The sequence below is a fragment of the Variovorax paradoxus B4 genome, assembly GCF_000463015.1.
GTDB lineage: Bacteria > Pseudomonadota > Gammaproteobacteria > Burkholderiales > Burkholderiaceae_C > Variovorax > Variovorax paradoxus_E.
On the sequence record NC_022234.1, the window covers coordinates 1291250 to 1306538 of the forward strand.

Genomic DNA, 15289 nt, shown 5'->3' on the forward strand with positions numbered 1-15289 from the left:
CAAAGATCGGGACCTTGGAGAAGTCTCGACGCGTGCACGCTCGGTGGTGGCGCAGCGAGACGACCTCATCCAACGCCGGCCGCCCGAGCCAGATGGAACACATGCAACTTTTCCCAGCGGCCCGTCGAGTTTTCAATCAGCACGACCGAGGTGCAATCCGCCTTGACCGCACCGGATGCATCGAGCCGGCCCTGCAACTCGGCAGCCGCCGCAGCGGCCTCGGATGCATCGCCATCGGCGACGGTCAGGTGCGGAATGACTTCCTCGTGCGCTCCTCCGTACGGCGGGAAATCCGGAAAGGCTTTCACCAGAGCCTGGGTCATGCGGACGAAAGGCTCGGAAGGCTCCGGTGCGACATAGGCGGTCGTCGGAAAGCGCGCCACCGTGCCCAGCGAAAAGGAGAATGCGGCCACCCGACTCAACGCGTGCTGCGCTCGCTCCAGCACGGCGGGCGTGATCTGCCGGGCGTCCATGAACGGCACGAGCACGGTGATGTGCGCAGGCACTCCCAGTTGGGTTGTCGCGTCGAAGCGCCGGCGCAAGTCTCCGACGAGCGGTTCAGCCGAGGGCACCGGCACAATGAATGCGGATATCGCCATGGCCCGATGATATTCATCCATCCTGCGCGCAAGGCGCACCTGCGCGCACGCGACAGGTCATCCCGGTCACGGCAAGATGGGTCCGGGCGCGATCCGGCCCGTCTACGTGGTGTAGTCGCCGGTCGCCTCGGGCTGAAAGAGGATTGCCGCGACTTCCGCGGCGCATGCGTCTCCGTTCGGGGCCTCCCACCTGGCGGTGTCCCCGACCTTCAGGCCGAGCAGGCTGTTTCCCACCGGCGACAGCACGGAGATGAGGCCGGCCGCGGGCTTGGCCTCTTCGGGATAGCAGACGGTCAGCGTCTGCCGCCGACGCGTGTGCACGTCGACGATGTCGACGCGCGAGCACATCGTCACGATGTTCCCGGGCACGGCCCTCGAGCTGGTCACCTCGGCACAGGCCAGAAGGTCCGCAAGGCTGGGCGGCAGGTTGAGCCTGGGCAGCTTGTTCAGGCGGGCGAAGTCAAGCTCGGTGAGCGTGCGCTCGCCGTGGATCGTTGCATGCATTGACGCACTCCATTCGTGCGGACCCGTCGATGGACGACGATGGCCGCGGACGCGCGGGACTTGTGCCCGGCGGTGGATGGTTGCGCTGAAGATGAAGGAAGAAAGCGACCGCCGGGCCTAGGGATGTGCAGGCAGTTGCCTGCGACCCGCCTTCAAGGCCACGCGTGCACGCGCGCACGCCGCTGCAGCAAGCAGCGCCGCGGCGGCGGTGTGGGTGAAGACGAGGAAGGTGGTCGACATGGTGTGTAGTCTATTCAGCGCGCCGTGGCCGGGCAAGCAATGTCCTCAGGGTTCTTGCCAGATTGCCGTTGTCCTGATTCGATGAAGATCTGCGGCAGGCTGGGTGGGGCAGTTCGTGTCTGACGAGCCAGGTTCGCGACGTTGACGAAGCCGGCGTGCAGGTCCACCATGGCAAGGCTGCCGTTCGGAACTTTCAAGGAGATCCCATGGCTGAAAGCGACAAGGTGTTCGCGGGCTCGATCCCGAAGTTCTACGACACGCTGATGGTCCCCCTGATCTTCGAGGCCTATGCCGCCGACATGGCGGCGCGTGTCGCGGCCTCCTCGCCCGGCGCGGTGCTCGAAACTGCGGCCGGCAGCGGCGTGGTCACGCGGGCGCTGGCGCCAAGACTGGGCGCCGACGCGCGCTACGTGGTGACCGACCTCAACCAGCCCATGCTCGACTATGCCGCGACCCGGCAGGGCTCCGACAGCCGCATCGAGTGGCGGCAGGCGGACGCGCTCGACCTGCCGTTCGAAGATGCCGCGTTCGACGTCGTTTGCTGCCAGTTCGGCGCGATGTTCTTCCCCGACCGGGTCGCCGGCTACGCCGAGGCGCGTCGCGTGCTGAGGGCGGGCGGGCGATTCGTCTTCAATGTTTGGGACCGCATCGAAGAAAACGCCTTTGCCGACGATGTCACCAACGCCGTGGCTGCGGTGTTTCCGCACGACCCTCCGCGGTTCCTCGCCCGCACGCCGCACGGCTATCACGACATCGCACGGATCCGCGAGGATTTGAAGCGCGCAGGATTCACCGGGATCGAGATCGAGACACGCGAGGAGGTGAGCCGCGCGGCCTCGGCGCGCGAGGTTGCCACCGCCTATTGCCAGGGAACGCCGCTGCGCAATGAAATCGAGACGCGCGATGCGAGCTTGCTTCAGCTCGCGACCGACCGCGCGACGCAGGCGATCGCCAGCGACCGCGGCGAGGGCCCGGTGGCCGGAAAAATCCAGGCGCATGTGATCGTGGCGACGGGATAGCGCACTCCCGGTACATCCGGCCATGGCGTGGCGGTGTGCGCTTGCCGCGCTCGCGCAGCGCGCTCCGCTCAGACCATTGCAGTCTCGCCAGAAGCCGCCTGCACCGGAACGTGCGCGCGCTCTTCCTTGATGCGGTTGGCACCGTCCACAAACACCAGCTTGGGCTTGTAGCCCGCCACCTGGTCTTCGGGCACCAGGCCGAACGCCGCGATGATGATCAGGTCGCCCACCGAGGCCCGGCGTGCGGCGGAGCCGTTGACCGAGATGATGCCGGTGCCGCGCTCGCCGCGGATCGCGTAGGTGACGAAGCGCTCGCCGTTGTTGATGTTCCAGATGTGCACCTGCTCGTTCTCGGCCAGGTTGGCGGCATCGAGCAGGTCTTCGTCGATGGCGCACGAGCCTTCGTAGTGCAGTTCGCAGTCGGTGACGGCGACGCGGTGGATCTTGGACTTGAGCAGGGTGCGGAACATGGAGCGGACTCTTTCTCTCTGCGAAAAGGTGGATCGGTCCGGCGTCCATCGATGAGCGCGGCGGAACGAGGGGCGCCGCATACGCGGCGGGCGAAGCATAGTCGAGTCGCCAATGGCGTCGGCGCCCCGTGGCGTCTTCATCGCCAGGACTTCCGGTCCTTCGGGGCCTGCGCGCGGCGCTCGCCCAGAGGCAGGGTGGTGGGATGGCTTGAGGCCGGGCCTGGATGTGGGCGCGACGCGCGCGTCACGGGTGCCGCGCGCTTTTCGTCTGCGCCAGAGGCGCGGGCAGGGACGCACGCTGGGGCGTTGAGCGTTCCGAAACCATCCCTACGCCCCCCGCCACGCTGCAGCACGACGGGCTGGGTCGACGGCGCCGGGACATCACCGGAGCATCGGGGTCACTCCGGGCGATGCGGGTGCCTCCGTCTCCGGAAATCGGTCGCTTGGCCAGCGACAATTATCTTGAGCGGCTGCGGGGTTCCTGGAATTTCGGAAAACCGGAAATTCTGATCTGATCGCGATGGAGAGGGCCGTAGTTTCGGAATTTAGTGAATAGCGCTTCAAAGAGCCACGCGCAGCGTTAAAATTCGGAATATCAGAAATATCTCCTCGGGTAGCCCGAGCCTATGCGACTATTTGGTAAATTCCGAAATGAACTCCAGCAGCGTCAAAGTCGAGGCGGTCCGCGCCGCCGACCCGATTGCACCGCCCCCGATTCTGGTGCGCGGGCAGGGCGGCCTTGGGCAGTACGTGCGCCAGGCCAGAAAGCGGCAACAACTTCGCATCGACGACGCGGCGAGCCTCTTTGGCGTCTCTGTCGATCTGGTCTCGCGACTTGAGAATGGAGCGGGCTCCGTCAGGCTGGACAAGCTGCAGGCGGTGCTCGATGGGCTTGGTCTTGCGCTTGTGGTCGGACCCAAAAGTGACCTGCAGAGTTTTGTGACCAGGCAGAAGGCGTCAGACGATGAGCGGGTCTGAGGACAACGTGCATCGCTTGCGCGTGACACACGATGGTGGCACCCCGGTCGGCGAGCTCGCCTACGCAAGAGCGGAAGACCAGTGGTCGTTCCGTTATGACCACGCATGGGCGCGCCAGGGTGCATTTCAACTCTCGCCGGCATTTCCCTTTGAGCCGCCGCCTGACGGCTATGACTCTCATGCGATCCGACGCTTCATCGTGAACCTCTTTCCGGAGGGGGCGCCTCTTCGCGCCGCACTCGAGCAACTCCATGTCGCACCGAGCAATGCATTTGCACTGCTGCGAGAAATGGGAGGGGAGACGACCGGAGCATTGGAGTTCCAGCCCGTCGATCAACCAACGGCCGCGGCCGCTCGCCGAGAACAACGCTTTCTGTCGCGAGAGGAGCTCAGCGGCCGTATCGATGCTGCAAAGGACGGCGGCCTCACGGTGTGGGACGGCCGGGTGCGAATGTCGATTGCGGGCTATCAGGACAAGCTGGCCGTATGGGCTGCGCACGACCTCGTCCACGATACAGAGGCCAGCATGTGGCTGCCGGAGCCGCCGCTGGCCTCGACTTTCATTCTCAAGCCGCAGCCGGCCGGCCCACGCACGCCTCACCTCGTGGCCAACGAGCACTACTGCATGACGCTCGCAGGGGCGTATGGCGCCCAGGTGGCCCGTGTTGCCATCATGCGCCTGAAGGTTCCCGTTCTGGTCGTCGCCCGGTTCGACCGGCAATGGCGCGCCGAAGAAAACCAAGCTTGGGTGACAAAGCTGCACGTCATCGACGGTTGCCAGGCTGCCGATCTTTCGGTGGATTCCAAACATGAGCGCCATCTGGGCAATTCCCCCGCCCTCGCACAATATCGCGATGGGATGAGTCTGCCGAGACTTTTTGGTCTTGCCGCTCTCATGCGCCGCCCGGCGGTGGCGCGGTTGGAGATGTTGCGTTGGGCACTGTTCCAGCTGGCGGTCGGCAACTCCGATGCGCATGGAAAAAACTTTTCGTTCTTCGTCGACCGAACCATGCTTGAGCCCGCGCCGTGGTACGACGTCGTGAGCGTGGCCCAATATCCGGAACTCGACCAAAGCTTCGCAATGTCCTTCGGCGACGCCTTCGGATGGGAAGAGCTCAACGCGATGGAGCTTGCGCATTTCGCCCACCTTTGCGGCATCAATCAAAAGCTGCTGCACCGGGAGACGGAGCGGCTGTCCCGTGCGATGAAGAGAGCGCCCGAACTTCTTTCCGCCCCGATGTACACCGAAGAGGAGCGTGACTTTCTGCGCCCGATATGTGAATTGGTGCAGCGGCTCAGCCAAACGTTGGTGGGGCTGGCGGCCGGTGCCCGTGCCTTCACCGCCGAGCACTTCTAAGGTTGCTGTGTCACAAGAGCAGTTTTTCGCTTGCCCTTCCGCAGCAGGGGCACTGACCGAGACGAGCGATCAGCTGGTAGCTCAGTCGATGGCGCAGTGTCGTGATTGACGTCGGCACGTGACGCTGCGCGCGCAGGGCTGCCGCGGGGGATGTAATCCTCGGGAAGGGCAGGCACCTGGCGTTCGATGAAGTTTTTCTTACCGCCGACAGACTTGTCGGCGGCGAGGCGTTCGGCCATGAGGAACCCGTAGGCCGCGATGCTCAACGCGGCGTGATGATGAAACCCCCGCCACCCTCGGCCCTCGTAGTGGCCGAGGCCGAAATCCTGCTTCAGATCCTGGTAGTCACGCTCGATGCGCCAGCGCTGATGGGCGATGTCGACCAACTCGTTGATCGGCGTGTCCTCTGGCAGGGTGGACAGGAAGTACTTGCTCGGCTCAGCGTCGCTTGCTGGCCACTCGATGAGCAGCCACTGCTCGGGACGCAGGCGTGCCTTGCCCGTATTGCCGCCGGCGTGGCGCACCCGCACGGCCGCAAAGCGGCCGTTCAGTGTGTCGCCGGTTCCCTCGCGCCAGCTGATGTTGTGGAACGCTCGGCTTGGCAACGACTGCGCCAATGCCTTGACGCTCATGGGCTGCAGTGCCGCCGTTCGCCTGGGCATCACTGGCGGTCGGCCCATGCCGCTGTAAGGCTTGGGTGGCAGCGGCTGAACGCCAGGCGGCCAGACCATGACGGCAGATGTGACACCTACCGCATAGAGCAAGCCCATATCGCTGAGCGCCTGACGAAAAGCGTTGTCCACGCCGTAGCCAGCATCGGCCAGCACGCAATGGCGCGGCGCGCCTTCATCCAGCAGCGTACGCAATTGCTGCAGCGCGATCTGCGTCTTCGTGGCGAAGCGCACTTCATCGGGAACGCCAGCCTTGGTGCGGCGTTCAGCATCTGCCGCCCAGTCCTCGGGCAGGTACAGTTGCCAGGCCACGGGCAAGCTGCCCTGTTTGCTTGCCAGCGAGATGCTGACGGCCACCTGGCAGTTGTCCTGCTTGCCCAGCATCCCGCAGTACTGGCGCGTGACACCGACCGAATGGCGGCCCTTCTTCGGGAACCCGGTGTCGTCGATGATCCACCAGCCGCCCTGGCTGAAGTCCATCCTGGGCATCACCCACTGGCACACGCGACGCAGCATCTGGGTGTCGGACCACTCAGCCTTGGCCACGAAATGGTGCAGTGACTGGTGCCGCGCGCTGGCATGCGTCGGATCCACCCGCGCGGCCATGGGCTCCACGCTCTTGCGCGACAGGGGGAGCATCAGGCCCGTGCAGTAGCCCCGAAGGCCGGCATGCCGGTCCGCGTGACCCAAGCCTGCGCTCAGGTGTTCAAGGTAGAGATCAAAGCGTTCCGCAGCACTCATAGATCCTCCAGCTCGAAGTCGAGAAGATCGAATTATGCAATTTATGACACAGTAAGACTAACGCGCAAATGCAACGACGATGGACATCGAGCACGTCAGAACATGGACCTTCCGCGGGGCACGCAACGTCATGGCCCTGTGGGTAGCCGGTTTTCATCGAGAGACACCGCGATCGGCCAAGACCATCGCGTTCTTCGTCGTCCTTTATGCAGCGCTTCCAGTCGACCTGACCCCGGAATTGCTGCCGCTACCGAGCTATCTAGACGACTTGGCGATGCTGGCCGAGTTGTCCTGGGCGGCGATCCACATGGTTCCTGCAAACGTCTGGGATACAAGTTGTGCCCGAGGGGGATCATTGGCTCAGACGCATGATCGGGTGGATCCAAACCAGAAGCGACAACGTGTTGCTGTGCATGGTTCTCGTAGCGCTCGACCTGTGGTTCGGGTTCTGGTTCGGACGGTGAAACGTTGTTGGCTGTTCGTCGGACGTATCGATTTCGCGTGGCTCATCCGATCAGCAGCACAACCCGCCCGGTCCATTCCTGCCACTGCGCCGAGCCCTGCTGAGCGCGAACATCCTGTGCCAGCCGCCGCAGCGGCGTCGTGAAATCGTGTTGCGTTGCGGCGAGCGTGATCAAGCCGACAGGACGCCGCAGGCGCTCGGTGGTCACCATGCCGATCCACAAGGGGTGTGGCGGCCCTGCTCCGGTGCTCTCGACGACATAGGCCGATAGCCACAGACGCAGTACTGTGCGCTCGTCGGCGTTCAGCACCTTTATGAACGTCATCCCCTGCGCTTCTCCATAGTCGAGCTTCGGCAGCACGGCGAGCTGATCGATCGGCGTGTTCGGCAACAGCCACAGCAGTGCCGTCTTCGCGGCCCAGGGCGGGGGAGCATGCCATCCCGCCCGATTCAGAATGCCCGCGACCGCTTCCGTCGGGCCCGCCCATTGCACCGACAGCGGCTCTTCGGCGTCCCCGCCAAGGTCGGTTCGGGTGGAAGCAAGTCTGCGCCATCCGTCCGCTCGCCAATCGGCGACAGGCACCGTGTCGCTTCGTGGGCGGTAGGCGTACTGCGCCAGATCGGCGCGGTGGTCTTCGACGACAACCCACCCACCGACGAGCGCCAAGGTCAGCCCCACCACCATCGACAGCGGCAAGGCAGACACCTTCTCAGGTCCCACATGGTTGAGGTAGGCGATGCTCAGCAAAGCCACCCAGGCCAGACCCAGGCTCAAGCTGGCGAGCACGTCCGAGAACCAGTGGGCGCCCAGGTACAACCGTGAAAACGCGATCAGCAAGATCACCATCGCGGCCGACAGCGTGATGGCGATCTTCGTTCCGACTGGCTTGGCGCGCGCCAGCAGGAAGGCCAGAAAACCGTAGACCACGATATTCATCGCGGCATGGCCACTCGGAAACGAAAAGGGATCGATCCCGCTGTAGATTTCCGTCGGTCGCGCTCGACCCAGCGTGAACTTCAGCGTCCAGACGAGCAACTGGGCAAACCCGACGGCCGCCAGCCAATAGCCCAGCGTGCGCCAGCAGCGCTTCGCGGCCAGCCACAAGGAGACGGCGGTGATGATGGAAATCACGGCCGGGGCGCTGCCCAATTCTGTGACGGCCACCATGAGACTGTCGCCCCAGGCCGTGCGAAGCATCTGCAGCATCGCATAGACGCGGCGATCAACCTGCACCAGCGGGTCATTGGACAGCACGTCCTCGAGCACGCCGAAGAATAGCCAAGCGCTGCCGATCAGCATCAACGCGGCGGCAAGCAGCGCCTTGGACTCGACCCGGGTGGGGTCGAGCAGGGACAGCACGATGCGCGCAGGCAGGTTCGATCTTGTGCTGGCCCAGGCCACGGCGCGATCTCGCCAGCCTTCGATGCGCGGCCGTGCCTGGCGATGCAGCAAGGCCACGAGCCAGACGACGAGCCACAGGGCGCCGGCGACGAAGAGCAGCAGGACGGCGAGCCGTGAACTCACGGCTCCGGCCAGCTGAAGCGATGCACCGAAGAGAAAACCGGGAGCGAGGTGAGCCGCCGCCCACACCAACGCCGACAGAACGTTGAACACGTAGAACTGCGGAGCTGGTAGGCCCGACATGCCGGCGACAACCGGTACGACAGCTCGCAGCGGGCCGAGAAAGCGCGCAAGAAAAACGCTCTTGCCACCATTTTCGCAAAGTACGCTTGCCCTCGATCGAAAAGGGCGGGATAGGCCTTCATCGGCCACAGCGCGCGAATCCGATCGCGATGGCGACGACCGAGCCAGTAGCTTATGCCGTCGCCGGCTATCGCACCGCACACTGCGGCAATCGCCACCGACGCCGGGTCGAGCGCCTGAAGCCCGACGAGCACGCCGCCGACGAAGACGATCGAACTGCCCGGAACAACCGTGCCGATCACGGCCAGCGACTCGAGCAGGGCCGCCGCAAACACCGCAGCGAGCGCCCATTGCGGGTGCTCGGAGAAATAGCCGATCAGCGCTTGAAGATGTGATTCCATCAGCATTCCATTGTCGGTGCCCGGACCGTTTGCGGGTGATCGAACGTCTTAAGAGGGTGTAGACGAAATCAACTGGCCTGAAGCTTGCATGCCATGTTGCCATCCAACAGGAGTTTGCGATGGCAAGGCAAAGGTAATTGGGCGATGAATCGAAGGCAGTGGACCGTGGAGGAAGGCCACCAGCACTGCTTCCCGAGCAGGTCGCTTTGCTACTGACCATCGTCTCGCAGATGCCGCATGCGACGTTGGACGAATTGGCGTCGGAGCTTGAGCATCGAGGTGCCGTGCGCGTGTGCGCGGCAACGATCCGCAGGGCCTTGCGCGCCCAAGGCATCGTGCGCTTGATGCCAAAGCGCAAAGCCCTCGAAGGGCCGCCGCCTAAAGCGTCGGCACTGAAACGCTACGGCTACACCGCAGCCCATCGACGTGAAGCAGGTCCGCACTACAGCACCGACCTGACCGATGCTGAATGGGCACTGATCGCCGATCTCTTCGAACGCCCGCAGGGGGAGCGAGGCGCGCCGCCGCGCTACGAGCGCCGGCACCTTGTGGATGCCTGTTGCTATGTCCTGCGCACAGGCTGCGCCTGGCGCCTGCTGCCCGTGAGCTTTGCACCATGGCAGGCGGTTTACAAGGCCTTCGTGCGTTGGGTCCAGGCCGATGCCTTCGAGCGGATGCGAGACCGGCTGCGCCAGCAGTGGCGTGTGCGCATGGGGCGCAATGCGGAGCCGACCGCGGCAATCATCGATGCCCAGTCAACACGCTCCTCGCCGCAGGGCGGTGACAGTGGCTTCGATGCGGGCAAGAAGGTCAAGGGCCGCAAGCGCCACTTGGTGGTGGACACACTCGGATTTTTGTTGGCCGTCACGGTGACTGCGGCCAACGTGCAAGACCGCGATGGTGCCGCACAGGTGGTAGGGCAGGCCTGCGCGAAGGCGCCTACCATCGAGCGGCTCTACACGGACGGTGCTTACGGTGGCAAATGTGCGCAGGCCATCGAGCACGTCCACGGCATCCGTGTCGAAGTCGTGCGCAGGCCAGGCAATCGCTCGACCGGGAGGCTGCACGATCCGCAACAGTCCCTCTGGCCGCAGCCGGTGGCTGGCTTCGTCGTATTGCCCAAGCGATGGGTGGTTGAACGCACTCACGCCTGGGACGAACGCTGGCGCCGCATGGTTATGCACCACGACCGCAATACCTCTATCTCCACCGCATGGGTCTGGCTTGCCGAGGCGCGTATCCTTCTCAGCAGACTCGCCAACTTCAGTTGATTTCGTCTACACCCTCTAAGAGCGGCTAACAAAACGGGGGGAGATTGCGAATGCAGATGACGCAACACGCCAGGGAAAGCAGCGCGACATGAATGTCGATGCGACGCTCGAATCGGGTGCGCAGCTTGCCGAAGGCAGCCAGCCAGGCGTGAGTGCGCTCGACCACCCAGCGGTGGCGTCCGAGCCGATCATTGCGTTCGATGCCTCTGCGGGCGATGCGATCCTTGATGCCTCGGCGCCTGAGATGAGCACGGCATCGCGCGTAGTCGTAACCCTTGTCCGCATGCAATTTCTCGGGCCACCGGCGCGGCCTGCCGCGCTTGCCACTCACTGCCGGCAAGGCGTCGACGAGTTCCTCGAAGACCACCGAATCGTGGCGGTTGGCCCCGGTGACGCAGAAGATCAGCGGGATGCCCTGGCGGTCCGTGATGACGTGGCGCTTGCTGCCGAGTTTGCCCCGGTCCGTGGGGTTGGGCCCCGTGTGCGGGCCCCCCGGGGGCTGGGCACGCTGGCCCCGTCCATGCTGACGCGACTGAAGTCGAGCTTGTCGGCGCTGCGCAGTTCCCCCAGAAGTGCCAGATGCAGGCCATGCCACACCCCGGCAGCTTGCCAGTCACGAAGCCGCCGCCAGCAGGTCATGCCGCTGCCAAAGCCCAACTCTTGGGGGAGGTCTTCCCAGGGGATGCCCGTGCGCAGCACGAAGAGGATGCCGTTGAGAGCTTGCGCGTCGCTCAGGCGTGGCCGCCCGCCCTTGGCTGAAGGTGTCACCACGGGCAGCAATGGCGCAATCTTCTTGTACAGCGCCGCGCTGATTTCTTTGTTTCTGATTCGTCCCATCGCTCGTCAAACGCATGCCCCGCGCATGGCGATGACAGGGTTTTGTTAGCCACTCTAAGTAGGCCAAGTTGAGAAACCGCCTCAGGCTGCGAAGGCAAAGGGGTCATCATCAGCAGCGCGTGGCTGCACCTCTTTGGCGATTGCCTTCGCTACCGCTTTCTGCGCAACCTAGAAATCGTAGGTCGCTTGCATATTGATCCAACCCACCGCGTCGGCCTCTTCACCGCCAAAGTAGCGAGTCAGGCGCAGCGCAGTGTCTGGCGAAATGCCGCGGCGTTCGAGCACGATGTCATTGACACGGGACGCAGGCACGTGCAGCGCCTTCGCCAGCGCGTTGGCAGTCATGCCAAGGGGCTTGAGGTAGTCCTCGCGGAGGACTTCGCCGGGATGGACCGGGCGCATTCCATTCTTAAACATCGGGTTGCCCTTTCAAGGTGCGGTTTCGGCTGACTGGCCGGTCAGTGCGGGTCATCAATCCTCACGTCGTATGGGCCCGCATCGCCCCATTTGAAGATCAGCCGCCACTGCTGCTTGATCCTGACGTGCCAGGCGCCGTCGTAAAACTTCAGGTCGTTGCCTGGTGGCATCTTCATGAAAACTACCGTCGGCGCAGCGTCCAACTGGGTCAGCTTGCGGATCGCCACGTCCCGGATATTGGCGAAGCGAGCGTTTTTGCCCGTGGTGAAAAGCTCTTCAGTATCCGGGCAAGAGAAGGATTGAATCGCCATGCACCTCGTCCCTCTGCTTGCGCGGCGCCCGAGTTGCTTCGCAAGGACATGGCGGCACTCATGTGCGTCGGTCCCGCCGTGCGCATACCAAGTACGAAGTCCGAGGCTGCTGTCGACTCTGATTTCGACCAGTGGGCTTGACGGCCGAATTGCTCCAGTCTTCGAGGGGCGCGAGCGTTGCGCCGCTCGGCGCATCTTGCCTGTGCGTGGCCCGCGTGCGGTGCGCGGACGGCGGTGACGCCTGGACGCCGATGCGCGCGATGGTCGGAGAAGGGCCGGCCGACCGGGGAATCGGCGCGGGTCGCCAAGTGGCCGTGCATGCACGGCAGTCACCGGCCAGGCCGCTCGCCTCGGCGTTCGGCGGTTCCTGACAGGGCTGGAGGCGCGCGCTTCGCAGCGGCCTGGATGGCACGCCGCCTTGGGCGGCGCCGCGTGCGGGTGCCTGCGGCCTGTCCGCGTGGCCTCTGCGTTCGAAGCCACCTCTTGACCGACGCATAGCGCGCACGGGCCGCTGTCCAGGGCTGCGGGCTTTGCCACCGTCCTCACCCGGTCCTCGCTGCGTTCGGCTGCGGCTTGCGGCCGGTCCCTGGACATCGGCCCTTTTCGCGCGCTGTTCATGCGTCGAGGCGGCTCCGAAAGCAGATGTTCAACCACCGCGGCACATGCCGCAGAAAGGCCCAGCGATGCACGCGAATCCAACTTCCAGCGCCACCCCGCATCACGCGCGGATGCAAACAGCCACGGGCGTTCCTCCCGCACCCCCCGAGGACTCACCCAAAGCAGGTGAGGGTGTTGTCGAATCTGCGGGCGCTGCTGTGCAGGGGCGGGACCGCATGGACGTGCGGCAGATGGTGACGGACCGGATCATCGCGATGCTGGAGAAGGGCGGCAGCGTGTTCCGCGAACGCTGGACGCGGGCGGCGGCGCGCGGAGTGCCTCGCAACGGCAAGACCGGGGCGCCTTACCGCGGCGCGAATGTGCTGCTGCTCTGGGAGGCGGCGATCGAGGCGGGCTACGCGTCCAATGTGTGGCTGACCTACAGGCAGTCGCAGCGCCTCGGCGCCCAGGTGCGCCGGGGCGAACGCGGCGTGCTGTGCGCGCACTTCGAGCGCGGGGCGCGGGAGCGCCTTGACGATGCCGACGATGTCCTCTCGGAAGGCGGCGTGGATGAGGAGGCCCTGACGGCCCGTTCCGGTGCGCGCCCGGGCGTGCTGCGGTGCCGGCCGTTCTGGCTCTTCAACCTGGCGCAGATCGACGGGCTGCCGCTCGAGGTCGTGGACCTGGGCATCGCCGCGCCGGCGGCCTCGCAGGGTCCCGTGGAGCGGGCGATGCGGCTGCTGGGGGGCTGCCATGCGACGATCCGGCACGGGTTCGACCAGGCGGCGTACCTGCCGGCGCTCGACGAGATCCGTCTGCCGTGGCCGCGGCAGTTCACGGGCGCCGAGGCGCAGTGCGCGACGGCGCTGCACGAGCTGGTGCACTGGACCGGCCATCCCGGGCGGCTGAACCGCAGCTTCGGGCGGCGTTTCGGCGACGCGGCCTATGCGTTCGAGGAACTGGTGGCGGAGCTCGGCAGCGCGTTCCTCCTGGGGCACTGCGGGCTGGTCGATGCCACGGTCGAGGGGCATGCGGCCTACATCGACGCCTGGCTGAAGGTGCTGCGGGCCGACCGCACGGCGATTTTCACGGCGGCGCGCCTTGCGGAGGAGGCGTTCGCGTACATCTTGGCGCGGGAGATGCCTGCGCTTGGCGGGTCCGGACCTGTCGCGCAGCGGTGAGGGGGCGGATGCATCGAGATCTGGTGAAGGCGGCGCGTGGCGATGTCGCGCGCCGGCCTCGCGGCCAGGCCGGGCCGCACCAGGAAGCCGTGCCGGCGCGAATCCCGCGTGGCCCGAATCCGGCGTTCGGCGGATCGACATGGCGGACCCGCGACGCTTGCGTTCCGCACGCCGACCTCGAACGGTCGCGCGGCAGGCGGAACGGAAAAGGCATGAGGGCCGGCGGAGCACCAGGGTCGGGGTGAAAACAGAAGGGGGTGCTGACCGCGCGCCGTAGCGGTCAGTCTTGATTCAACGCCTGCTTCGATGCCGGAACGTCGCGCCGGCCGCGCAACCCGCGCCACCCATCGGGCCCGTGCATGCGCCGCCCACCTGAAATCGCCGCCTCAACTTGCGCGGCGGTCAGCTGCCGACCGAACACACCCTGCGCCGCCGGATCGAGGGCCTGTTCGCCGCGCAAGGTCTCAGGCTGCAGGTGCATTTCGAATCCGATGCGCAGGAGGATCTGGTGCATGCCGCGCGTCATCGCGGTGTGACGGCGGTGGTCAATGCGGCCACGGCATGGAGCTTGATCGTGCGCGGCGCCGTGGCCATCGATGCCCCCGCGCTGGAGCGGAAAGCGTGCCTGATCCGCTCGCTCAACCGCTATCACACGCGGGCAGCCCTCCGTCTCCGGGAGGCGATGCACGCTGCAGCGGCCGCCCTTCAGAGCCAGGTCGAGGCGTACTTGCCCGGCACGCAAGCGGACGTGCGCGTCGCGCCCCCCGCCTGAGTGGCCGGCGTGGTCGTGCCGCAGTTCATGCCCATCGCGCCCGTGGCCAGCCAGACGCGGATGCCCCGCGGGGCCATCATGCACGCCGGCCGGGTATTCCGGGGCATCGTGACCGCCCCGTTCCGGCCTCTCGTGACCCGGCATTGCGCGCGAACGTGTGAATCCGGGCTCGACGCGACCGATTTTCCGGATGGTCCGGATTCACCGGTCACGATGGCGGAATCGACGGTCACGGTAGCACCGCTGGCCCCCCCCTGCGATGGACGCGGTCGACGCCGGCTGCTCAACGGCGCCCCGATTCGGGCGCGTCGGCGTTGCCTCCGCGGGCGAACTCTCCTCGCCTGTTCGCCTGGCGGTTCGCCTGAAGCCTGCGGGCGTTCTCGGTCCGTCGCTCCGCCCTGGACGGCCTGGCCTGCGCGCTCGGCTTCGGATCGCCTTCGCTCAGCTGGGCGCCGCGGGCGACCTGCCGTCCTTGCGCCATGCGCTCCTTGCGTGCCGCGGCGCGTTCGGACGGTGTCGTCTGCGGCGCCGGCCGTGCCTTGGCTTGCGAGGGATCGGCCTCGCCCGTGCCCTGAGCCCATGCGCCGGCGCCAAGCGCCTGCATCAACACCACCCCGGCCGCGAGGATCCATGCGCGGGTCGAGACGAAAGCCTTCGAAGATGAATCGTTCATGATGAGATGCCCTCTGAGTTCATGGAGCGGAAAGTCTAGGAGGGGGTTCGCCTCGGCCGTTTGCGCTGCGTCAAGGTGCCCCGGGAGCGCCTCGGCGGCGCCGGTGCCGATCGCAGGATCGCTCTCGAAGCGGACAAGCCTG

General features: G+C 65.6%; 19 protein-coding genes. 7 read left to right on the forward strand and 12 right to left on the reverse strand.

Annotated elements, in window-relative coordinates; genetic code table 11:
* Positions 1 to 65 precede the first annotated feature (65 nt).
* From VAPA_RS33210 to VAPA_RS34735, 4 genes are all read right to left on the reverse strand, one after another.
* Complete coding sequence (locus VAPA_RS33210; protein WP_021004643.1) at positions 66 to 599, reverse strand: 2'-5' RNA ligase family protein; 534 nt, start codon at positions 597 to 599, stop codon at positions 66 to 68.
* A 102-nt stretch (positions 600 to 701) separates the two neighbouring features.
* Positions 702 to 1103 (reverse strand): GreA/GreB family elongation factor, encoded by a 402-nt coding sequence (locus VAPA_RS33215; protein WP_021004644.1) that lies wholly within the window; start codon positions 1101 to 1103, stop codon positions 702 to 704.
* 117 nt (positions 1104 to 1220) lie between these two features.
* Positions 1221 to 1343 (reverse strand): hypothetical protein, encoded by a 123-nt coding sequence (locus VAPA_RS35480; RefSeq protein ID WP_268977828.1) that lies wholly within the window; start codon positions 1341 to 1343, stop codon positions 1221 to 1223.
* A gap of 14 nt (positions 1344 to 1357) precedes the next feature.
* Positions 1358 to 1540, reverse strand: coding sequence for a hypothetical protein (locus tag VAPA_RS34735; RefSeq protein WP_155248161.1), 183 nt, complete (start codon positions 1538 to 1540; stop codon positions 1358 to 1360).
* Between the two features lie 9 nt (positions 1541 to 1549).
* Between VAPA_RS34735 and VAPA_RS33220 the strand changes: the two genes are divergently transcribed.
* Positions 1550 to 2362 carry a class I SAM-dependent methyltransferase gene (locus VAPA_RS33220; RefSeq protein ID WP_021004645.1) on the forward strand — a complete coding sequence of 271 codons (813 nt, stop codon included), beginning with the start codon at positions 1550 to 1552 and terminating at the stop codon, positions 2360 to 2362.
* A 68-nt stretch (positions 2363 to 2430) separates the two neighbouring features.
* Here the strand turns inward: VAPA_RS33220 and panD are convergent, their stop codons facing one another.
* The gene (gene panD, locus VAPA_RS33225; protein WP_021004646.1) at positions 2431 to 2832 is read right to left on the reverse strand and encodes an aspartate 1-decarboxylase; all 402 of its coding nucleotides are present in this window, start codon (positions 2830 to 2832) and stop codon (positions 2431 to 2433) included.
* Positions 2833 to 3483: 651 nt separating this feature from the next.
* Here panD and VAPA_RS33230 point away from each other — a divergent pair.
* Together VAPA_RS33230 and VAPA_RS33235 are read left to right on the forward strand one after the other, a co-directional pair.
* Positions 3484 to 3810 (forward strand): helix-turn-helix domain-containing protein, encoded by a 327-nt coding sequence (locus tag VAPA_RS33230; RefSeq protein WP_021004647.1) that lies wholly within the window; start codon positions 3484 to 3486, stop codon positions 3808 to 3810.
* Positions 3797 to 5167 carry a HipA domain-containing protein gene (locus tag VAPA_RS33235; RefSeq protein ID WP_021004648.1) on the forward strand — a complete coding sequence of 457 codons (1371 nt, stop codon included), beginning with the start codon at positions 3797 to 3799 and terminating at the stop codon, positions 5165 to 5167. Before VAPA_RS33230 ends, VAPA_RS33235 begins: the two co-directional genes overlap by 14 nt.
* Here the strand turns inward: VAPA_RS33235 and VAPA_RS33240 are convergent.
* Entirely contained in the window at positions 5164 to 6579 is a 1416-nt protein-coding gene (locus VAPA_RS33240) for an IS701 family transposase (protein ID WP_021004649.1), read from the reverse strand. The two genes, VAPA_RS33235 and VAPA_RS33240, sit on opposite strands and share 4 nt — an antisense overlap.
* A gap of 130 nt (positions 6580 to 6709) precedes the next feature.
* Here VAPA_RS33240 and VAPA_RS35680 point away from each other — a divergent pair, with 130 nt between their 5' ends.
* On the forward strand, positions 6710 to 7186 hold the full coding sequence (locus VAPA_RS35680; RefSeq protein WP_413470495.1) for a YkvA family protein: 477 nt from the start codon (positions 6710 to 6712) through the stop codon (positions 7184 to 7186).
* Here VAPA_RS35680 and VAPA_RS33245 read toward each other — a convergent pair.
* Both VAPA_RS33245 and VAPA_RS34990 read right to left on the reverse strand, forming a co-directional pair.
* The gene (locus VAPA_RS33245) at positions 7086 to 8657 is read right to left on the reverse strand and encodes a phosphatase PAP2 family protein (protein WP_196232596.1); all 1572 of its coding nucleotides are present in this window, start codon (positions 8655 to 8657) and stop codon (positions 7086 to 7088) included. The two genes, VAPA_RS35680 and VAPA_RS33245, sit on opposite strands and share 101 nt — an antisense overlap.
* Complete coding sequence (locus tag VAPA_RS34990; protein ID WP_051255459.1) at positions 8564 to 9088, reverse strand: DedA family protein; 525 nt, start codon at positions 9086 to 9088, stop codon at positions 8564 to 8566. Before VAPA_RS34990 ends, VAPA_RS33245 begins: the two co-directional genes overlap by 94 nt.
* Positions 9089 to 9246: 158 nt before the next feature.
* Here VAPA_RS34990 and VAPA_RS33250 point away from each other — a divergent pair, with 158 nt between their 5' ends.
* Positions 9247 to 10359: an IS5 family transposase gene (locus VAPA_RS33250; protein ID WP_041946944.1), complete on the forward strand. Its 1113-nt coding sequence runs from the start codon at positions 9247 to 9249 to the stop codon at positions 10357 to 10359.
* Between the two features lie 25 nt (positions 10360 to 10384).
* Here VAPA_RS33250 and VAPA_RS34325 read toward each other — a convergent pair.
* The 3 genes from VAPA_RS34325 to VAPA_RS33265 all read right to left on the reverse strand — a co-directional run bounded on the left by VAPA_RS34325 (position 10385) and on the right by VAPA_RS33265 (position 11924).
* Positions 10385 to 11196 (reverse strand): IS5 family transposase gene (locus VAPA_RS34325; protein ID WP_196232540.1). Its coding sequence is split into 2 segments (ribosomal slippage): positions 10385 to 10866 and positions 10866 to 11196, totalling 813 coding nucleotides; the frame shifts between segments, so codons are not numbered across the junction.
* A gap of 168 nt (positions 11197 to 11364) precedes the next feature.
* Positions 11365 to 11613 (reverse strand): HigA family addiction module antitoxin, encoded by a 249-nt coding sequence (locus VAPA_RS33260; protein ID WP_021004653.1) that lies wholly within the window; start codon positions 11611 to 11613, stop codon positions 11365 to 11367.
* Between the two features lie 41 nt (positions 11614 to 11654).
* Positions 11655 to 11924 carry a type II toxin-antitoxin system RelE/ParE family toxin gene (locus VAPA_RS33265; RefSeq protein WP_021004654.1) on the reverse strand — a complete coding sequence of 90 codons (270 nt, stop codon included), beginning with the start codon at positions 11922 to 11924 and terminating at the stop codon, positions 11655 to 11657.
* Positions 11925 to 12757: 833 nt separating this feature from the next.
* On the opposite strand from VAPA_RS33265, the gene VAPA_RS33270 reads away from it, so the two are divergent.
* Entirely contained in the window at positions 12758 to 13702 is a 945-nt protein-coding gene (locus VAPA_RS33270) for an ArdC family protein (protein WP_041946745.1), read from the forward strand.
* Positions 13703 to 14093: 391 nt separating this feature from the next.
* A complete protein-coding gene (locus tag VAPA_RS33275; protein WP_021004656.1) occupies positions 14094 to 14474 on the forward strand; it encodes a type 2 periplasmic-binding domain-containing protein in 381 nt (126 codons plus the stop codon).
* A 283-nt stretch (positions 14475 to 14757) separates the two neighbouring features.
* Here VAPA_RS33275 and VAPA_RS33280 read toward each other — a convergent pair whose 3' ends face one another.
* The gene (locus VAPA_RS33280; RefSeq protein ID WP_021004657.1) at positions 14758 to 15147 is read right to left on the reverse strand and encodes a hypothetical protein; all 390 of its coding nucleotides are present in this window, start codon (positions 15145 to 15147) and stop codon (positions 14758 to 14760) included.
* Between the last annotated feature and the right edge of the window lie 142 nt (positions 15148 to 15289).